Source organism: Mesorhizobium sp. M0848, from assembly GCF_040319805.1.
GTDB lineage: Bacteria > Pseudomonadota > Alphaproteobacteria > Rhizobiales > Rhizobiaceae > Mesorhizobium.
Window position 1 is genome coordinate 1 of record NZ_JAMYOM010000030.1, and the last position, 17,195, is coordinate 17,195.

Genomic DNA, 17,195 nt, shown 5'->3' on the forward strand with positions numbered 1-17,195 from the left:
CCCCCCCCCCGGGCCCGCGACCGTAACCTATCCGCCCGAAAACCCCCGAAGCTGATATAAAAAAACCCCGCGGGGGCCATCCCCCGCCCCTCTTTTTGCGTCCAAGACGCGGTCCTGCCTCAGGCCGCCTTCGCTTCAGCCTCATGAAGGGCAAACGACCGTCCGTCAGCGTCGAAGATATGCAGGTCCTCGCCATTGGCGCTCAGCCGCAACGTCGAACCACGCTTGACCTCGACATTGCCGGGCAGCTTGGTCACCAGCGGCAGGTCGGCGCGACCGATGTCGACATAGACCAGCTGAACCTCGCCGAGCTGCTCGAGATAGTCGACCGTCCCCTCGAACAGATAGTCCGCGCCGCTGGCGATGATCAGGTCCTCCGGCCGCACGCCAAAGCTCACCGCAGCACCCTTCGCCGAAGCAGGCGTTGCGATCGGCACGGTTGCCTTGCGTCCGCCGACATGGCTGACGACGGTCGGATTGCCGGTCTTTTCGATGGTCGCGGGCAGGATGTTCATGGCCGGCGAGCCAATGAACTGGGCAACGAACAGATTGCCGGGCTTCTTGTAGAGATCCATCGGCGTGCCGACCTGCTCGATATGGCCGTCCTTGAGCACCACGATGCGGTCGGCAAGCGTCATCGCCTCGACCTGATCGTGGGTGACGTAGATCATGGTCGTGTTGGGCATCGATTCCTTGAGCTTGGCAATTTCGATGCGGGTGGCGACGCGCAGCGCGGCGTCGAGGTTCGAAAGCGGCTCGTCGAACAGGAACACCTTCGGATTGCGCACGATGGCGCGGCCGATGGCGACGCGCTGGCGCTGGCCGCCTGACATCGCCTTGGGCAGGCGGTCGAGATATTTGGTCAATTGCAGGATCTCGGCGGCCTGACGCACACGGCGGTCGATCTCGGCCTTGTTCTCTTTGCCGATCTTCATCGAGAACGCCATGTTGTCGTAGACGGTCATGTGCGGGTAGAGCGCGTAGGACTGGAACACCATGGCGATGCCGCGCTTCGACGGCGGCACGTCGTTCACCACTTCGCCGGCTATTCTAAGCTCGCCGGAGGTGATTTCCTCGAGCCCGGCGATCGATCTCAGCAATGTCGACTTGCCGCAGCCCGACGGGCCGACGAAGACGATGAACTCGCCCGACTTAATATCGAGGTCGATGCCGTGGAGAATGTTCAGATTGCCGTAGGACTTCTTCACTTGTCTTAGCGTGACATCGGCCATTGGTTTCCTCCAGTGATTGGAAATTCAGTCGAGACGCCCGAACCAGGCGCCGTAGCCGCCAAGCTCGATGGAACCGCTGTTCGCCTGCCCCGAAAATCCGTGCCCGGGCAGAGGTTGCAGCGATCGGCCGCCAAGGTCAACCTTGGCCGGCCCTGCTCCCAGATTGAAGACGCAGACGATCTGCTCGTTGCCTGCGCGGCGCGTGAAGGCGACGGTATCTCCCTCACTTTCGATGAAGGTGATGTCGCCCTTGGCGAGCGCCGGATGGGCACGCCGGAAGGTGAGAAAGCGTCGGTAGTGCTCAAGCAGCGAAGCCTCGTCGCCCTGTTGGACATTGACCGCTTGCGCTAGATGCTTGGCCGGCACCGGCAGCCAGGGCTTTGCTGGGGAGAAGCCGCCATTCTTGGCGCCGCCATCCCACACCATCGGTGTGCGGCAGCCGTCGCGGCCCTTGAATTCCGGCCAGAAGCGGATGCCGTAGGGGTCCTGCAGATCCTCGAACCGAAGGTCGGCCTCGGCGAGCCCAAGCTCCTCGCCCTGATAGATGCAGACCGAACCGCGCAAGGACATCAGCAGTGCCGAGATGATCTTGAGGTAGGCGGTCGGGTCGGCCTCATTGGCGGCCCAGCGCGAGGCCGGGCGCATCACGTCATGGTTGGAAAAGGCCCAGCACGACCAGCCGTCGCTGGCGACCTTGCCGAAGGATTCCAGCACCGAGCGGACCTTGGCCGCACTGATCTTTTCCGGCGCCAGAAAGTCGAAGGAGTAGCACATGTGCACGCGCTTGCCGCCGGCGGTGTAGGCCGCCACCACTTCCAGCCCGCGCTGCGAATCGCCGACCTCGCCGACCGCGGCGGTTGCCGGATATTCATCGAGCAGGGCGCGGAACCGTTCGAGGAAGCCGAGGTTCTCGGGGCGGCTCTTGTCGTAGAGATGGTCCTGGTAGTTGTAGGGGTTGACCGCGGGGGCCGTCTGGTCGTTGCGCTCTTCCGGCGGCAGCGGCGGATTGTTTTCCAGGCCCTGGCTGTGGAAGTAGAAATTGATGGTGTCGAGCCGGAAACCATCGACGCCGCGCTCCAGCCAGAAGCGGGTGACGTCGAGCAATGCGTCCTGGACTTCGTGGTTGTGGAAGTTGAGGTCGGGCTGTTCGGCCAGGAAATTGTGCATGTAATATTGCTGGCGACTGGTGTCCCATTGCCAGGCCGAGCCGCCGAAGATCGACAGCCAGTTGTTGGGCGGCGTGCCGTCCGGCCTGGCGTCCGCCCAGACGTACCAGTCGGCTTTCGGGTTGCTGCGGCTCGACCGGCTTTCCTTGAACCATGGGTGGTTGTCGGCGGTGTGCGACAGCACCTCGTCGATCATCACCTTCAAGCCCAGCCTGTGTGCCTCGGCGGTCAGCGCGTCGAAATCGGCCAGCGTGCCGAACATCGGATCGACATCGCAATAGTCTGACACGTCGTAGCCGAAATCCTTCATAGGCGACTTGAAGAACGGCGAAATCCAGATGGCGTCCGCGCCGAGTGCGGCGATGTAGGGGAGGCGGCCTATGATGCCCTTGAGATCACCGATGCCGTCGCCATTCGAGTCCTGATAGCTGCGCGGATAGATCTGGTAGATCACCGCGCCCCGCCACCAGTCGCGATCGATGGCGAGGTCAGGCTTCGAGCTGGCCTTCAAAGCGGATTGCATCGTCTCAGCCTCCTTTCACCGAGCCGGCAAGCAGCCCGCGGACAAAATAGCGCTGCAGCGAGAAGAACACGATCAGCGGCACAATGATGGTCACGAAAGCCGATGTCGTCAGAATCTCCCAGTCGCCGCCGCGCGAGCCCAACAGCGCGTTGAGCTTGGCGGTCAGCACGATCTGGTCTGCCTCTGTACCGAGGAAAACCATCGCCACCAGCAGATCGTTCCATACCCACAGGAACTGGAAGATGGCAAACGAAGCCAGCACCGGGAACGACAGCGGCAAGACGATCTTGACGAAGATCTCGAAATCGCTGGCGCCGTCGATGCGCGCCGATTCCATGATTTCGCGCGGCAAGCCGGCAATGTAGCTGCGCAGCAGGTAGATGGCGAAGGGCAGGCCGAAGCCGGTATGCGCCAGCCAGATGCCGAGATAGGTCTTCGACGGCATGCCGAAGAAAGCGCCGACGCCATTATAGAGTTTCAACAACGGGATCAGCGACATCTGCAATGGCACCACCAGCAGGCCGATGATAACCGCGATCAGCAGCGCCCGGCCGGGAAACCGCATCCAGGCCAGCGCATAGGCGGCAAAGGCGGCGATCAGGATCGGGATGATTGTCGCTGGGATAGTGACGGTCAGCGAATTCATGAATGACCGTCCGATGCCCTCGGAGAACAGCACGGTTCTGTAATTGTCGGTGGTGAATTTCGGCGGCGCCGATGAGGCATAGTAGATGCGCTGGCCGCGATCGCCTTCGAACGCTTTCGGGGACTGCATGACGAAGCTGCCGTCGGCATTGAGTTGCAAGGTCACGCCGTCGCCGAGATCGGCTGTCGTGCCGGAGGTATACTGCGTCGGCGCCGCCGATTTGACGCCGAAGGCGCTGATGTCGCGCTTGGCGCCGTCGCCGAAGATATTGCCTTCGAGGACGAACTTGCCGTCCTTCTCGGCTTGCGCCGAGGCGGGCGGCAGCCGGCCGGCTTCCGTCTGGGTGGAACTGGCGAACGAGTTCCACCATCCCGAGGCGATGATCTGGTTCTTGTCGCGCAGCGACGAGACCAGGATGCCGAGCGTCGGTATGGTCCAGATCGCGACGAAGATGAGCACGGCGATGTGGACGCCAAAGCGGCTGGCGAAGGAATTTCCGGTCGCGACGGCCATCTCAATGTCCTCCCGTCTCTTTGTTCGCCTGGCGGATGTTCCAGACCATGATCGGAATGACCGCGATCATGATGATGATGGCAATGGTGGCGCCGCGGCCGAAATCGCCGCCGCCGCGGAACATCCAGTCGAACATCAGATTGGCCAGCACCTGGCTGTTCCACTGGCCGTTGGTCATGGTCAGCACGATGTCGAACACTTTGAGCACCAGAATGGTGATCGTGGTCCAGACCACGGCGATGGTGCCCCAGATCTGCGGCACCATGATCTTCCAGAAGATCTGGAACGGATTGGCGCCGTCGATGACAGCGGCTTCCAGCGTTTCCTCGGGGATGCCGCGCAGGGCGGAAGACAGGATGACCATGGCAAAGCCGGTCTGGATCCAGATCAGGATGATCATCAGGAAGAAATTGTTCCAGAACGGCAGCGATATCCAGACCTGCGGTTGGCCGCCGAAATGCTGGATGATGGCGTTGAGGATGCCGATCTGCGTCTGGCCTTCGCCCCGATACTCGTAGATGAATTTCCAGATGACGCTGGCGCCGACGAAGGAGATCGCCAGCGGCAGGAAGATCAGGCTCTTGGCGATCGTGCCCCACCAGATCTTGTCGGTGAGCACGGCGATGATCAGCCCGAGGAAGGTGCAAGCTGCCGGCACCACCGCGAGCCAGATGATGTTGTTGAGGATCGAGTTGCGGAACTCGCGATCGCCGAACGCCCATTCATAGTTCGCCAGGCCGACGAAATTGATGCCGCTGCGATCGAGGAACGACAGCCGCAGCGTCTCGACCACCGGATAGATCAGGTAAATGGTGAGGATGATCATCGCCGGACCGACGAACAGCCATGGCCGGACCAGCCCTTGCCGGCGCAGATTGTCGATGGCCGCGGCACCGGCGACGCCGCGTGACGGGAATATCAGGTCGACCAGCCTGTTGGCGCCCCAGAAATAGGCGACGCAACCGCCGACCCCGATGATGATGACAGTTATGGCCGAGAAAATCTGAGCCGCCATGGGTCCCTCTCCCCCTGCGCATGATCCGACAAGGAATGACCTTGGTGACGGGGACCAGGCGCCGATTCAGTTGTTTGGAGCACGTCATCGGCGGTTTGCGCACATTGCCGATCGCGCTTCATGTCAATGCGCTCATGACGAAAGGCTGCGGCACGGGCCGCCGTCGGATCCGGGCCAGTAGGGCCCGGACCCAGTGCGAGAATGGTTGGTCGCTTACGTGCCGGCCGCTACTTGATCGCGTCCCAGCTCTTCTGGATGTCGGTGGCGACGTCCTGCGCCGACTTGCCGCCGACCAGGTCGATCATGCCGGTCCAGAAGGCGCCGGCGCCGATCTTGCCCGGCATCAGGTCGGAACCGTCGAAGCGGAAAGTCGAGGCATTGGCGAGGATTTCGCCCTGCTTCTTCAGCGCGTCGCTGGCATAGGCATCCTTGTTGACCGACTTGAGCGGCGTCACGAAGCCGCCTTCGGCCATCCAGATCTCGTGGGCGAGCGGCATCTTCAGGAATTCGATGAACGCGCGCGCACTCTTGCTGTCCTTGGTGATCATCGCCAGCGTACCGGCGCCGAGCACGGGCGTGCCCAGTTCAGGCTTGGAGGCATAGGGCGGGAAGTAGAAGAAGTCCGCGTCCTGGCCGACCTTGGTGCCTTCCGGGAAGAAGGTCGGGATGAACGATGCCTGGTGGTGCAGGTAGCATTTCGGCGGCACCGAAAAGAGACCCTTCGGACTGTCGCGGAAATCGGTCGCCGCAACCGCCTTGGCGCCGCCGTCGACCATCTTGTCGTCGGTCGCGATCTTGCCGAATATGTCGATGGCGTTGACCACCGCCGGATCGTTGAACGGAATCTCGTTCTTCACCCATTTGTCGTAGACCTCCGGAGGCTGGGTGCGCAGCATCAGGTCTTCGACCCAGTCGGTCGCCGGCCAGCCGGTGGCGCCGCCGGAGCCGAGGCCGATGCACCATGGCTTGCCGCCATCGGCGATGATCTTCTTTTCGAGATCGGCGAGTTCTTCCTGGGTCTTCGGCACCTTGTAGCCGGCTTCCTCGAAATTATCCGGCGAGTACCAGACCAGCGACTTCACGTCGGCCTTGTAAGGGAAGGCGAAGAAGCCCGGCTTGCCGTCTTTGTCCTTGAAGGTGCCGAGATCGACCCATGACTGGCCGGCGCCATAATTGTCCTTGACCCATTTGGCGGTGTCGTCACCGAGTGGCGTCAAAAGGCCCTTCGATGCCAGATCCTGGATCAGGCCCGGCTGGGGCAGCACGGCGATGTTGGGCGGGCTGCCGGCCTGTGTGTCGATGACGATCTGCTGCTCGTAATTCTCCGAGGAGGAGTATTTGATCTCGACGCCGGTGGCTTCCGAGAAATAGTCGAGAACGCCGCGCACCAGGCCTTCGTCCTCGCCGCGCCACGGCCCGAAGATCGACAGTGTCTCACCCTTGAGGTCGACTTTCTTGAGTTCTTCGTAGTTCGCCCAGTTGAAGCGCTTGTCTTCGCCGGGCTTGAACTTCAGTTCGGCCTGCGCGGGCGCGTTCAGGGCGAACGTGGCAAACGCAGCACCCAGCAAAAGCATTTTCTTCATCGGTATTCCTCCCAGTGGGTCTCACACACCGGACGGAACCTCCATTCCGCCCGCCGACGCCGCAGGACTGTGACTCAGTCGGAAAGGAACCGCAACCTTTCGAAGAGTCTTCCAAAGCGCTTTGGCTTTTTCGATCACGCCATTGAATTGCCAGGAAGTCAAGAGGCTGGCGAATTAATCGATTTAGGTTCGCGCATCTTAACTCCTGAAAGTGCGCTGCAGCATACTATTATGGCGATGCAGCAGCAATTTTTGTTTCAAACACGCCCAAACCGCGTCTATGGTTCGGCTTGTATGGCTCGGCCTCGGTGGCACTTGGGTCGATTCAATTTAAAAGCGCTTTGAGGGAATGGAGACTTTCGTGAACCTCAAGCAGCTCGCCCACATGCTGGCACTTTCGCAAACCACGGTAAGCCGCGCTCTGAACGGCTATCCCGAGGTCAACGAGGAAACGCGCAGGCGTGTCATGGATGCCGCCAAGCGCCATGGCTACCGTCCCAACCCGAGCGCGCGCCGGCTGGCGACCGGCAAGACCGGCATGATCGGCTATGTCCTGCCGACCGGTGCGTCCGTCGACATCGATCCGCATTTCGTCGAGTTCCTGTCCGGTCTTGGCGACTATGCCCGCTCGCACGAGCTCGATCTTGTGCTGTCGCCGGCCGACGCCGACGACCAGGAAACCACCTACCGGCGCATCGTCGCCAACCGGCAGGTCGACGCCGTCTACATCTCCTCGCCGCGGCCCGTTGACCGGCGCGTGGCGCTGGTCAACACGCTCGGCATTCCCTTCATCGTCCATGGCCGCAGTGAGGGCTTCGACTTCGACTATGCTTTTACCGACATCGACAATGAGGGCGCCTTCCACGAAGCGGCCAGGCTGCTGATCCAGCTCGGTCATCGGCGGCTGGCGCTGATCAATGGTGACGACCGCGAGACCTTCGCCATCCATCGAGAACGCGGCGTGCGCCGGGCGCTTGCCGCGAGCGGACTGACATTGAGCGAACGCCATGTCTGCTCGGTCGATATGACCGAGGAGAACGGCTATCGCGCCACCAGGCGCTTGCTGGAAGAGGACGACGCGCCGACCGCGATCGCCTGCTCCAGCCTGATCATGGCGCTGGGCGTCGTGCGTGCGGTGCGCGACCTCGGCCTGAGCATTCCGGGCGACGTGTCGCTGATCGCCCATGACGATGTCTTCCCCTGGCTGAGGCCGGAGAATTTTTCGGTGCCGCTGTCAACGACGCGTTCATCGATCCGTCTGGCCGGCGCCCGTGTCGCCGAGCGGCTGGCGGCACGGATTTCCGGCCTGGAGGAGGGTGCCCGCGGAGAGGTCTGGCCGGTCGACCTGGTGGTTAGGGGATCGGTGGCGGGGGCGCCTGTTTAGAACTGTCTCCCGAAGCGCTGCAAGCGCCGACCTTACTCCTTCGCAGCCCCTGCCGCCTTGATGTCCAGCAGCCCGTAGCCGAAATCATTGTCGCGTCCCTTTGGGCCGAGATCCCTGGCCGTCGCCGCGAGCGCTTTCTCGATGTCGTCGGCCGAACGATCAGGCGCGGCATGGATGAGATTGGCGATGGCGCCACTCACGATCGCCGCCGCAAACGAGGTGCCTGTGACCACGTCCGAACCGCCGCCGCTCGGCGCCACCATCTCGACGCCGGGCGCCGAGATGAAGACATAGGCGCCGCGATTGGCCTGCGGCATCAGCCCATCCTTGGCGTCGGTGGCGGTGACTGCGATGACACCATCGAAGGCCGCCGGATAGCCATAGGGCGCCTTCGGCCCGTTGTTGCCGGCTGCGGCGACCAGCACCATGCCGAGTGCGCGGGCATTGCGGCAGGCGACGCCGAGCAAATCGTTCTTCGGCCCGACGAAGCTCATATTGATGATGCGCACGTCCTGTTCCGCCGCCCAGTCGAGCGCCGACAGGATGACGTCCATGGTCGACTTGCCGCCCTCGAAGGCGCGGGCGTGATAGATTTTTGCGCCCGGCGCCATGCCTTCCAGCACGCCGACGCCGGCGATCAGCCCGTCGATCGACGTGCCGTGATCGCGCTTTTCGATCGGCACGTCGGGCATGGCGTCGAACTGCCCGGCAATGACGCCCGACAGCGCCGGGTTGGTGTCGTCGATGCCGGTGTCGATCACCGCGATGCGAACGTTTTCGCCGCTGGCCTGTTTGGAATCGAGCGCGATATGATCGAACGCATAGTTGACGATGCCGGCGGCCTGCTGCAGCGAATACACATGATTGGGCTCGCGCCGCTGTGTGCGGCCGTCGGCGGCCAGTTGCGCCAGCACGACGCCGACGGGCCGGCCGTCGGGAATGCCGAAGCGCACCAGCGTGGTGCCAAGCAGCCGCGACTGGCGCTGCGAGCGCACCTGCAGGCCGAAGGAGGCGGCGATCTGCTGCACGGCACCGGCATCGCCGTCGACGGTCACCAGCACCTCGTCGGGCACGAAATCGCCGACCACGGCGCGCCGCGGCTGAACGGCGATGAGATCGGTCGGCGAGACGATCGGGCCGCCAGGCGGGGGGCCGGCTTGAGTATCGGCAGGCAGCGTCGCGGGTGCCGGCCGTGGCGTCGGCACAGGGGTCGGAGGCGCCTCCGGGTTGGGAAACAGGTCGACGATCAGCGCCGGCAGGAAGACGGCGCCGGATTGGCCTGCGTCCGATCCGCCCTTTGTGTCATTGCCGTTCTTGGCGCAGTCGGCTCCCGCCGCATTGGTCCCGTCGCGGCAGTCGATTTTGGTCTGGTCTGGATTGGGGTCGTTGGTCTGCGCCGACGCGGGCACGGCGACGATTGTCATCGCCGCCGCAAGGATTGCCGCAAATCGAATGACTGCCTCAGCCGCCATCAACGGGTTTCCTTCCCTCGATCACAGTTTCCGTGAAAGCCTGGGCGGCAACAAGGCCGATTTGCTTGTTGTAGTCGGCAGCGGTCGGGGCCGGAATGCCAAGCCGGAACACGCCGTCGGCGGTCGGTCCGCCGATGATCTTCAGCCCGTTGCTGCCGAGGAAGGCGGATATGTCCGACATGTTGGCATCCGGCTTGAACTTGACCAGGGCGAACGGCATTTTCGCCGGATCGTTTTCCGCGCCGGCAATCTCGAAATCATTGCCTTTGCCGCCTGGTTCGACAAACGACTGCACCATGACCAGGGCCAGCAGAACCGCGGCTGCCGCCCAGGCGACACCGACCGGCACCGCCATGAAGCGGCCCCAGGCCTGCGCCAGCCAGGACGATCCTGCCGGCTTGCGCGCAGGCCCGGCCTCGGCGTCGAGTGCCTTGGCAAAGCGGCTGAGCGCATCGGCCGGCGGCCGGATTGCTTCGTTGGCGGCCGTGGCGCCGGAGAATTCGGCTTCAGCCTCACCAAGGGCGGCAAGTGCGGCCGGATCGCTGGCCAGCCATTCCTCGACCGCTTCCAGATCGGAACCTTCCAGCGAGCCGTTCAGGTAGAACGGCAGCAGCGTTTCCATTTCGTCGCGGCGCGACATCTTTTCAGCGGCGCTCATGGCCACCCCCTGTCGTAACCGGCGGCCTTGAGGGCCTCTCCGAGTTTCTTGCGGGCGTAGAACATCCGGGTCTTGACGGTGGCGACCGGAATGTCGAGCACCTCGCCGATCTCGCTCACCGACTGTCCGTGATAATAGGCAAGATCGATGACGACGCGATGCTCTTCGGGCAAGGTTTCGACGAAGCGCCGCAGGGCGGCGGCCTTGTCTTCCTTCATGGTGACGACTTCCGGCGTGTCGGCGCCGTCGGGCACCGCGGCGGCGGCCTCGTCGTCGATCCAGTCTTCCTTCTTCTTGCGCAGAAAGGACAGCGCCTTGAAACGGGCGATGCCGAGCAGCCATGTCGAGACTTCGGAGCGCCCTTCGAAGCCCGGCGCCTGGCGCCACAGCTCGAGGAAGACTTCGTTGGCGATATCGTCGGCCATCATTTCCGATCCCGTCTGGCGCGTCACGAAGCGGTAGACCCGCGCATGGTGACGCATGAACAGGAGCCGCACGGCGGCACGGTCGCCCTTCGCGACCCGGTCGACGAGAGCGCGATCGGTCTCCGTCGCTGCCGTCATGGCCGGTCGAGCCGCCTGGCTCCTGTCTGCTCTGTCGCTGATCGGTCCAAAAAGGTTCATCCTCCGCCAAGGAATTTTTAGGAGGCTAACCGAAGAGCGGGGCGGTTGCCAGAGCATCCCTTCTCCCCCGTCACTATACGGGGAGAAGGTGCCGGCAGGCGGATGAGGGGCGGCGCCGGCGTTCGCTGTTCATATGCCATGTTGGCGCTGCCCTCATCCTTACCCTCTTCCCGTAAAGGACGGGGAGAGGGGGACGCCAACGGAGCGCTTGTCACCCCAAAAACGGCTTCGCCTTCATCGTCTCCGGTATTGCCACACCCAGCCGGCTCAGCACTGTCGGCGCCAGCTGCAGCTGGTCGAGCAGCGTGTCGGCCTGCGGACCCTTATCTTGTCCAAAATAGTACAGCGCGAAATCCTGCATCTCGTCGTCATGGCCGCCATGATGGCCACGATCGGTCTGGCCGTGATCGGCGGTGACGATCACCTCATAGCCGGCTTCGATCCAGCGCGGCAGGAAGGCCGCCAGCATGCCGTCCATCGCATAGACAGCGTGGTCCATCTCATGGCAGTCGTGGCCGAAGCGGTGCCCCATCGAATCCAGCGTGCAGGTGTGCAGGATGCCGTAGTCGATGCCATGGCGTTTCGTCAGCATCGTCAGTGTCGCGAACAGGTCGACATCGCTCGGCGTCATCTGGTTGCGAAGATTGTAACCGGTCATGGTGTGGAAGCGGCCATGCGTGATCGGCCCGCTTGGCTCGTCGAATTCCATGTCCTCGACCAGGTCGAACGGATAGGCGCGGAAGAACTCCGACCAGTAGGAATGGGTCACCGCCCCCGTCTTGCCGCCTGCCTTGCTGACCTCGGAGAAGATATCGGGCTGCTCGACGCGGAACCGGTTCTCGTTGGAGAGAATCCCGTGCACCTGCGGTGAGACCCCGGTGTGGATCGACGCATAGCAGCAGGCCGAGGTCGACGGCAGCACCGAGCGCATCTTCCAGACGCGCGCCTCGCCCGATTGCACCCAACCTTCGAGATTGCCCATCAGCCGGCGCCAGTTCCGGTAGGGCACGCCATCGAGGATGATCAGCAGAAGCTTGGATTTGAGCGCCATGAGCTGCTCCATGCGGTTGGCGGTTGAAACGGGAACGCCGTGTGCCGTCCCGGGCACACGGCGTTCTTGATAGATGAAATCGGACGATCAGAGTCCGCTCAAGCGTTGAGCCAGCACTCGGCAAGCGCGTAGCCGTCCATCATTTCGCCGATAGGGCTCTTGGCATAGCCGCCGATCTTGTTGGTGGCGGCCGCGTCGATGAACTGGTTGAAGAAGGGCACGATCAGCCCGCCTTCGTCACGCATCATCACTGCCATATCGTGGTAGATCGCCTGGCGCTTGGCCTGGTCGAGCTCGCCGCGCGCGGTAAACAGCATCTTGTCGAATTCCGGCCGCTTGAAGCGCGTGTCGTTCCAGTCGGCGGTCGAGACATAGCCGGTGGAATACATCTGGTCCTGCGTGGCGCGTCCGCCCCAGTAGGAGAGCGAGAAAGGCTGCTTGTTCCAGACCTCAGACCAGTAGCCGTCGCCGGGTTCGCGCTTGATCTCGATCTTGATGCCGGCTTTGGCGCAGGACTGCTGATAGAGCTGTGCGGCATCGACGGCGCCCGGAAAAGCGACGTCCGAGGTGCGCAGCACGATCGAGCCGCTGTGGCCGGATTTCTTGTAGGCTGCCGCTGCCTTTTCCGGGTCGAACTTGCGCTGTTCGATGTCGGCGGAAAACAGCGGATAGGCCTCGTTGATCGGGAAGTCGTTACCCACCGAGCCATAGCCGCGCAGGATCTTTTCCAGCATCTCGTCGCGGTCCATGGCTAGCTTCAGCGCCATGCGCAGGTCGTTGCTGTCGAAAGGTGCGGTGTCGCAGAACATGTTGAACGGATAGTAGCCTTTGCCCGAGACGTTCTCGATGGAAACGCCGGCGATGCGCTTGACCAGATCGACGACCTTGGGTTCGACGCGGTTGATCATGTGCACCTGGCCGCCCTGCAAGGCTGCAAGCCGTGCGGTCGCATCATTGATGACGATGATCTCGACCTGGTCGGCATGGCCGGCCTTGTCGCGCAGCCAGTAATTGGCGAAACGCTCGCCGCCATGGCGCACGCCGGGCTGGTTGACGCTAACTTTATAGGGACCGGCGCTGATGCCGGCGTTCGGATCGTCCTTGCCGCCATTCGGCTGGATGGTGAGATGATAGTCGGCCATCAGATAGGGGAAGTCGGCATCGGCGTCGCCGAGCGTGACGATGACCTCCTTGCCGCTCGCCTTGATCCCCTTGATGTTCTTGAGGATGCCGAGTGCTCCGGACTTGGACTTCTCATCCGCATGTCGCTCGATGGTGGCGGCAACATCCTCCGCGCCGACCGTCTTGCCATTGTGGAACTCGATGCCGTCGCGGATCTTGATTGTCCATGTCTTGGCGTCGGCCGAGGCGCCAATCTCCTCGGCAATCAGGTTGACCAGCTTGTTGTCCGGTGTGAGGCGCACGAGATACTCGCCCCAAAGCTTGCCGAAGCTGAAGGTAACCTGGCTGAGGTTCAACGCCGGATCGAGACTGTTGGTGGATTCACCGCCCTGCAGGCCGGCCTTGATGATACCGCCCTTCACCGCCGTCTGGGCAAATGCCTTGCCGGCCAGCGCCGGCATCAGGGCCGCCGATACGCCGAGCGCGGCGGCGCGCCCGAGAAAGGCGCGACGCGATATCCGGCCTTGACCGGCGAGTTCAGCGAGATAATCGAATTCAGTCTTCATGTCCTACCCCTGTTTAAAAGTCGTGCGAGCGGCGCTTGTCCCGAAGGACGTGTGGCGTTCTAGTGTTGCATCCGGATGACGGTCGCCGGCGCCCCGATGTGGCGGCTTGATCTGACGCGATTTCCAGGGAAGCGCCCTGCATTTCTTCCGGGAGTACTGGTCTCCAGTTTTCCCGGAATTGCTTTAGTTCCCCGCGCTGGCCATGCGCCGTCCCTTGATTGCCTTTTCCAGCCAGCCGATTTCCATCTCTGGAACCGAGGAGAGCAGCAGGTCGGTGTAGGCGTCGAAGGGCGGGCTCAGCACCTTGCTCTTGGGGCCGTAGCGCACCACCTCGCCGCGATACATCACCGCGATCGAATCGGCGATCGACTTCACAGTGGCGAGGTCATGCGTGATGAACAGATAGGCGACGTTCTCTTCCTTCTGCAGCTCGAGCAGCAGCTCGAGAATGCCGTGTGCCACCAGCGGATCGAGTGCCGAGGTGACCTCGTCGCAGATAATCAACTTGGGCTTGGCGGCAAGCGACCGGGCAATGCAGACGCGCTGCTTCTGGCCGCCGGAAAGCTCGGCCGGGTAGCGGTCGGAAAAGCCCTTGCCCATCTCGATCTTGTCGAGCAGTTCGGTAACGCGCCTGTCACGCTCGCGGCCGCGCATGCCGAAATAGAACTCCAGCGGCCGGCCGATGATGGTGGCGACGGTCTGGCGGGGATTCATCGCCACGTCGGCCATCTGATAGATCATCTGCAGCTGGCGCAAATCCTCCTTCGGCCGGTCGGCCAGCCGGTTCGCCAGCGGGCGCCCGTCGAAGGTGACGGTGCCCTGTTCGGGCGGCAGCAGACCGGTGATGGCGCGCGCCAGCGTCGACTTGCCAGAGCCGGACTCGCCGACCACGGCAAGCGTCTGTCCCGGATAGATGTCGACGGAGACGTTTTTCAGCACCTTGATATGGCTGCCGCCATAGGCGGCGGTGATGTTCTTCACCGACAGGAACGGTGCCGTGCCGGGCTTCTGCTCCTGGTGTTCGATCTCATGCACCGAGACAAGCGCGTTGGTGTATTCCTGACGCGGCTCCTTGATGATCTGCCGCGTGCCGCCCCATTCGACCAGCCTTCCATGGCGCAGCACCATGATCTCGTCGGAGACCTGGGCGACGACGGCAAGGTCGTGCGTGATGTAGAGCGCAGCGACATGGGTGTCGCGGATGGCGTCCTTTATCGCCGCCAGCACGTCGATCTGCGTCGTCACATCGAGCGCCGTTGTGGGCTCGTCGAAGACGATCAGGTCCGGCTCGGAGCAGAGCGCCATCGCCGTCATCACACGCTGCAACTGGCCGCCCGAAACCTGGTGCGGAAAACGCTCGCCGATGGTTTCGGGGTTGGGCAGGCTGAGCTTCTTGAACAGCGCAACCGCGCGCTTCTCGGCCTCGGCTCGTGTCGCGGTGCCGTGCAGCAGCGTGGCTTCCACCACCTGGTCCATCAGTCTGTGCGCCGGATTGAAGGCCGCTGCCGCCGACTGCGCGACATAGCAGACTTCGCGGCCGCGTAATTTGCGGAAGCCATCCTTGCCGCCCTTGAGGATGTCGCGGCCGTTCAGGATGACCTCGCCGCCGGTGATGCGTACGCCGCCGCGGCCATAGCCCATCGACGACAGACCGATGGTCGACTTGCCGGCCCCGGATTCGCCGATCAGGCCGAGCACCTTGCCCTTCTCGAGCGTCAGCGAGACATCGTGCACCAGCACGATGTTCTTCGGCGGCTCTCCGGGCGGGAAGACGGTGGCCTCGATGCGCAGATTGCGGATGTCGAGCAACAAGCCAGGTTTCGCTTTGGTGTCGGCCATCACCCGCGTCCTCCCTTGAGGCTTGTCGTCCGGTTGAGCACCCAGTCGGCAACCAGGTTGACGGAAATCGCCAGCAAGGCGATCGCCGCCGCCGGGATGAGTGCGGCCGCGATGCCGAAGACGATGCCGTCCTTGTTTTCCTTGACCATGCCGCCCCAGTCGGCGTCCGGTGGCTGCACGCCAAGGCCGAGGAACGACAGCGTCGACAGGAACAGCACCGCGTAGATGAAGCGCAGACCGAGTTCGGAAACCAGCGGCGACAATGCGTTGGGCAGGATCTCGCGGAAGATGATCCAGCCGCTGCCCTCACCACGCAGTTTCGCCGCCTCGACATAGTCCATGACGTTGATGTCGACGGCGACCGCGCGCGACAGGCGATAGACGCGGGTCGAGTCCAGAATGCCCATCACCAGGATCAGCGTCACCAGATTGGTAGGCAGCACGGACAGCACGACGAGACCCATGATCAGCGTCGGGATAGACATCAAGAGATCGACGAGGCGCGACAGCAGCGTATCGAACCAGCCGCCGAACACCGCCGCCGAGAAGCCGAGGATGGCGCCGAGCGAGAATGACAGCGCGGTGGCCAGCACCGCGATGAACAAAGTGATGCGGGCACCGTAGATCATGCGCGAAAGCAGGTCGCGGCCGAGATTGTCGGTGCCCAGCAAATGGGCAGCCGACATCGGTTCCCAGACATCGCCGACGATTTCGCCATTGCCGTGCGGTGCGATCCACGGTGCGAAGACCGCCGCCAGCACGAACAGCGTCGTCAGGATAATGCCGATCAGCGCGGGGATGGGGATGCGTTTGATATCGAGCATATCCGCCCCCTATTTCGGGTGTCTGAGACGCGGATTGGCGACGATAGCCCCGATGTCCGCAATGATGTTCAGGCTGATGTAGACGGCGGCGAAGATCAGGCCGACCGCCTGCACCACCGGCACGTCGCGTTTGGTGACGTGGTCGACGAGATACTGCCCCATGCCCGGATAGACGAAGATCACCTCGACCACGACGACGCCGACGATCAGATAGGCGAGGTTGAGCATGACGACGTTGATGATCGGCGCGATGGCATTGGGGAAGGCGTGCTTGCGGATGACGTTGAAGGCCGACAGGCCTTTCAGTTCCGCCGTCTCGACATAGGCCGACTGCATGACATTGAGGATCGCCGCGCGTGTCATGCGCATCATGTGGGCGAGCACGACCAGCGTCAGCGCTGCCGCCGGCAGGGCGATCGCCTGCATGCGCTCGCCAAAAGGCATGCCGTCATAGACGGTCGAGATGCCGGGGAAGATTTGCCATTTCACGGCGAAGAAATAGACCAGCACGTAGCCGATGAAGAACTCGGGAAAGGAGGTCGAGGCCAGCGCCAGCCCGGAGATCAGCTTGTCGACCCAGCCATTGCGATAGCGTACCGCGATCAGGCCGAGGATGATCGCCAGCGGCACGGCGACGATCGCTGCCCAGAAGGCGAGGAACAGCGTGTTCCACAGCCGTCCCTTGATCGACGTGGCGATATCCTGCCCGCTCGACATGGCCGTGCCGAGATCGCCGGTCAGCACGCCGCCCAGCCAATGAAAATACCTGAGATAGGCTGGCTGGTTGAGCCCGAGTTGCTCGCGCAGATTGGCGAGCGACTCCGGTGTCGCCGATTGTCCGAGAATGGCTTGCGCGACGTCGCCGGGCAAGATCTGGGTGCCGGCGAAGATCAGGACCGAAACGGCCAACAAGAGGAGAATGCCCAGCGCAACGCGCTGGGCCACCAGTTTCAAGATGGGTGAGGACATATCCGCAAG

The 17,195-nt window shown here is 62.9% G+C and carries 14 protein-coding genes; 1 reads left to right on the forward strand and 13 read right to left on the reverse strand.

What is annotated here, in order from left to right:
* Positions 1-119: 119 nt before the first annotated feature.
* The 5 genes from NKH95_RS27955 to NKH95_RS27975 form a co-directional block, all read right to left on the reverse strand.
* On the reverse strand, positions 120-1,232 hold the full coding sequence (locus NKH95_RS27955) for an ABC transporter ATP-binding protein (protein WP_023813651.1): 1,113 nt from the start codon (positions 1,230-1,232) through the stop codon (positions 120-122).
* Between the two features lie 24 nt (positions 1,233-1,256).
* Positions 1,257-2,921 (reverse strand): beta-galactosidase BglA, encoded by a 1,665-nt coding sequence (gene bglA, locus NKH95_RS27960; protein ID WP_352893914.1) that lies wholly within the window; start codon positions 2,919-2,921, stop codon positions 1,257-1,259.
* Positions 2,922-2,925: 4 nt separating this feature from the next.
* Positions 2,926-4,080 carry a carbohydrate ABC transporter permease gene (locus NKH95_RS27965; RefSeq protein ID WP_352794646.1) on the reverse strand — a complete coding sequence of 385 codons (1,155 nt, stop codon included), beginning with the start codon at positions 4,078-4,080 and terminating at the stop codon, positions 2,926-2,928.
* A gap of 1 nt (position 4,081) precedes the next feature.
* Positions 4,082-5,095 carry a carbohydrate ABC transporter permease gene (locus NKH95_RS27970; protein ID WP_023813648.1) on the reverse strand — a complete coding sequence of 338 codons (1,014 nt, stop codon included), beginning with the start codon at positions 5,093-5,095 and terminating at the stop codon, positions 4,082-4,084.
* 227 nt (positions 5,096-5,322) lie between these two features.
* Positions 5,323-6,678: an ABC transporter substrate-binding protein gene (locus NKH95_RS27975; protein ID WP_127267791.1), complete on the reverse strand. Its 1,356-nt coding sequence runs from the start codon at positions 6,676-6,678 to the stop codon at positions 5,323-5,325.
* 361 nt (positions 6,679-7,039) lie between these two features.
* Between NKH95_RS27975 and NKH95_RS27980 the strand changes: the two genes are divergently transcribed.
* A complete protein-coding gene (locus NKH95_RS27980; RefSeq protein WP_023813647.1) occupies positions 7,040-8,062 on the forward strand; it encodes a substrate-binding domain-containing protein in 1,023 nt (340 codons plus the stop codon).
* 32 nt (positions 8,063-8,094) lie between these two features.
* On the opposite strand, the gene NKH95_RS27985 is transcribed toward NKH95_RS27980, so the two are convergent.
* The 8 genes from NKH95_RS27985 to NKH95_RS28020 form a co-directional block, all read right to left on the reverse strand.
* Positions 8,095-9,534, reverse strand: coding sequence for a S8 family serine peptidase (locus NKH95_RS27985; protein ID WP_023813646.1), 1,440 nt, complete (start codon positions 9,532-9,534; stop codon positions 8,095-8,097).
* Complete coding sequence (locus NKH95_RS27990) at positions 9,524-10,192, reverse strand: hypothetical protein (protein ID WP_023813645.1); 669 nt, start codon at positions 10,190-10,192, stop codon at positions 9,524-9,526. Before NKH95_RS27990 ends, NKH95_RS27985 begins: the two co-directional genes overlap by 11 nt.
* Positions 10,189-10,755 carry a sigma-70 family RNA polymerase sigma factor gene (locus NKH95_RS27995; protein ID WP_023813644.1) on the reverse strand — a complete coding sequence of 189 codons (567 nt, stop codon included), beginning with the start codon at positions 10,753-10,755 and terminating at the stop codon, positions 10,189-10,191. Before NKH95_RS27995 ends, NKH95_RS27990 begins: the two co-directional genes overlap by 4 nt.
* Before the next feature lie 271 nt (positions 10,756-11,026).
* Complete coding sequence (locus tag NKH95_RS28000; protein WP_023813643.1) at positions 11,027-11,866, reverse strand: alkaline phosphatase family protein; 840 nt, start codon at positions 11,864-11,866, stop codon at positions 11,027-11,029.
* Between the two features lie 98 nt (positions 11,867-11,964).
* Positions 11,965-13,554: an ABC transporter substrate-binding protein gene (locus NKH95_RS28005; protein ID WP_352629893.1), complete on the reverse strand. Its 1,590-nt coding sequence runs from the start codon at positions 13,552-13,554 to the stop codon at positions 11,965-11,967.
* A 183-nt stretch (positions 13,555-13,737) separates the two neighbouring features.
* Positions 13,738-15,393: an ABC transporter ATP-binding protein gene (locus NKH95_RS28010; RefSeq protein ID WP_352672745.1), complete on the reverse strand. Its 1,656-nt coding sequence runs from the start codon at positions 15,391-15,393 to the stop codon at positions 13,738-13,740.
* On the reverse strand, positions 15,393-16,217 hold the full coding sequence (locus tag NKH95_RS28015) for an ABC transporter permease (protein ID WP_027039888.1): 825 nt from the start codon (positions 16,215-16,217) through the stop codon (positions 15,393-15,395). The genes NKH95_RS28010 and NKH95_RS28015 overlap by 1 nt, the downstream gene beginning before the upstream one ends.
* Before the next feature lie 9 nt (positions 16,218-16,226).
* On the reverse strand, positions 16,227-17,186 hold the full coding sequence (locus tag NKH95_RS28020; RefSeq protein WP_352629889.1) for an ABC transporter permease: 960 nt from the start codon (positions 17,184-17,186) through the stop codon (positions 16,227-16,229).
* Positions 17,187-17,195 lie beyond the last annotated feature (9 nt).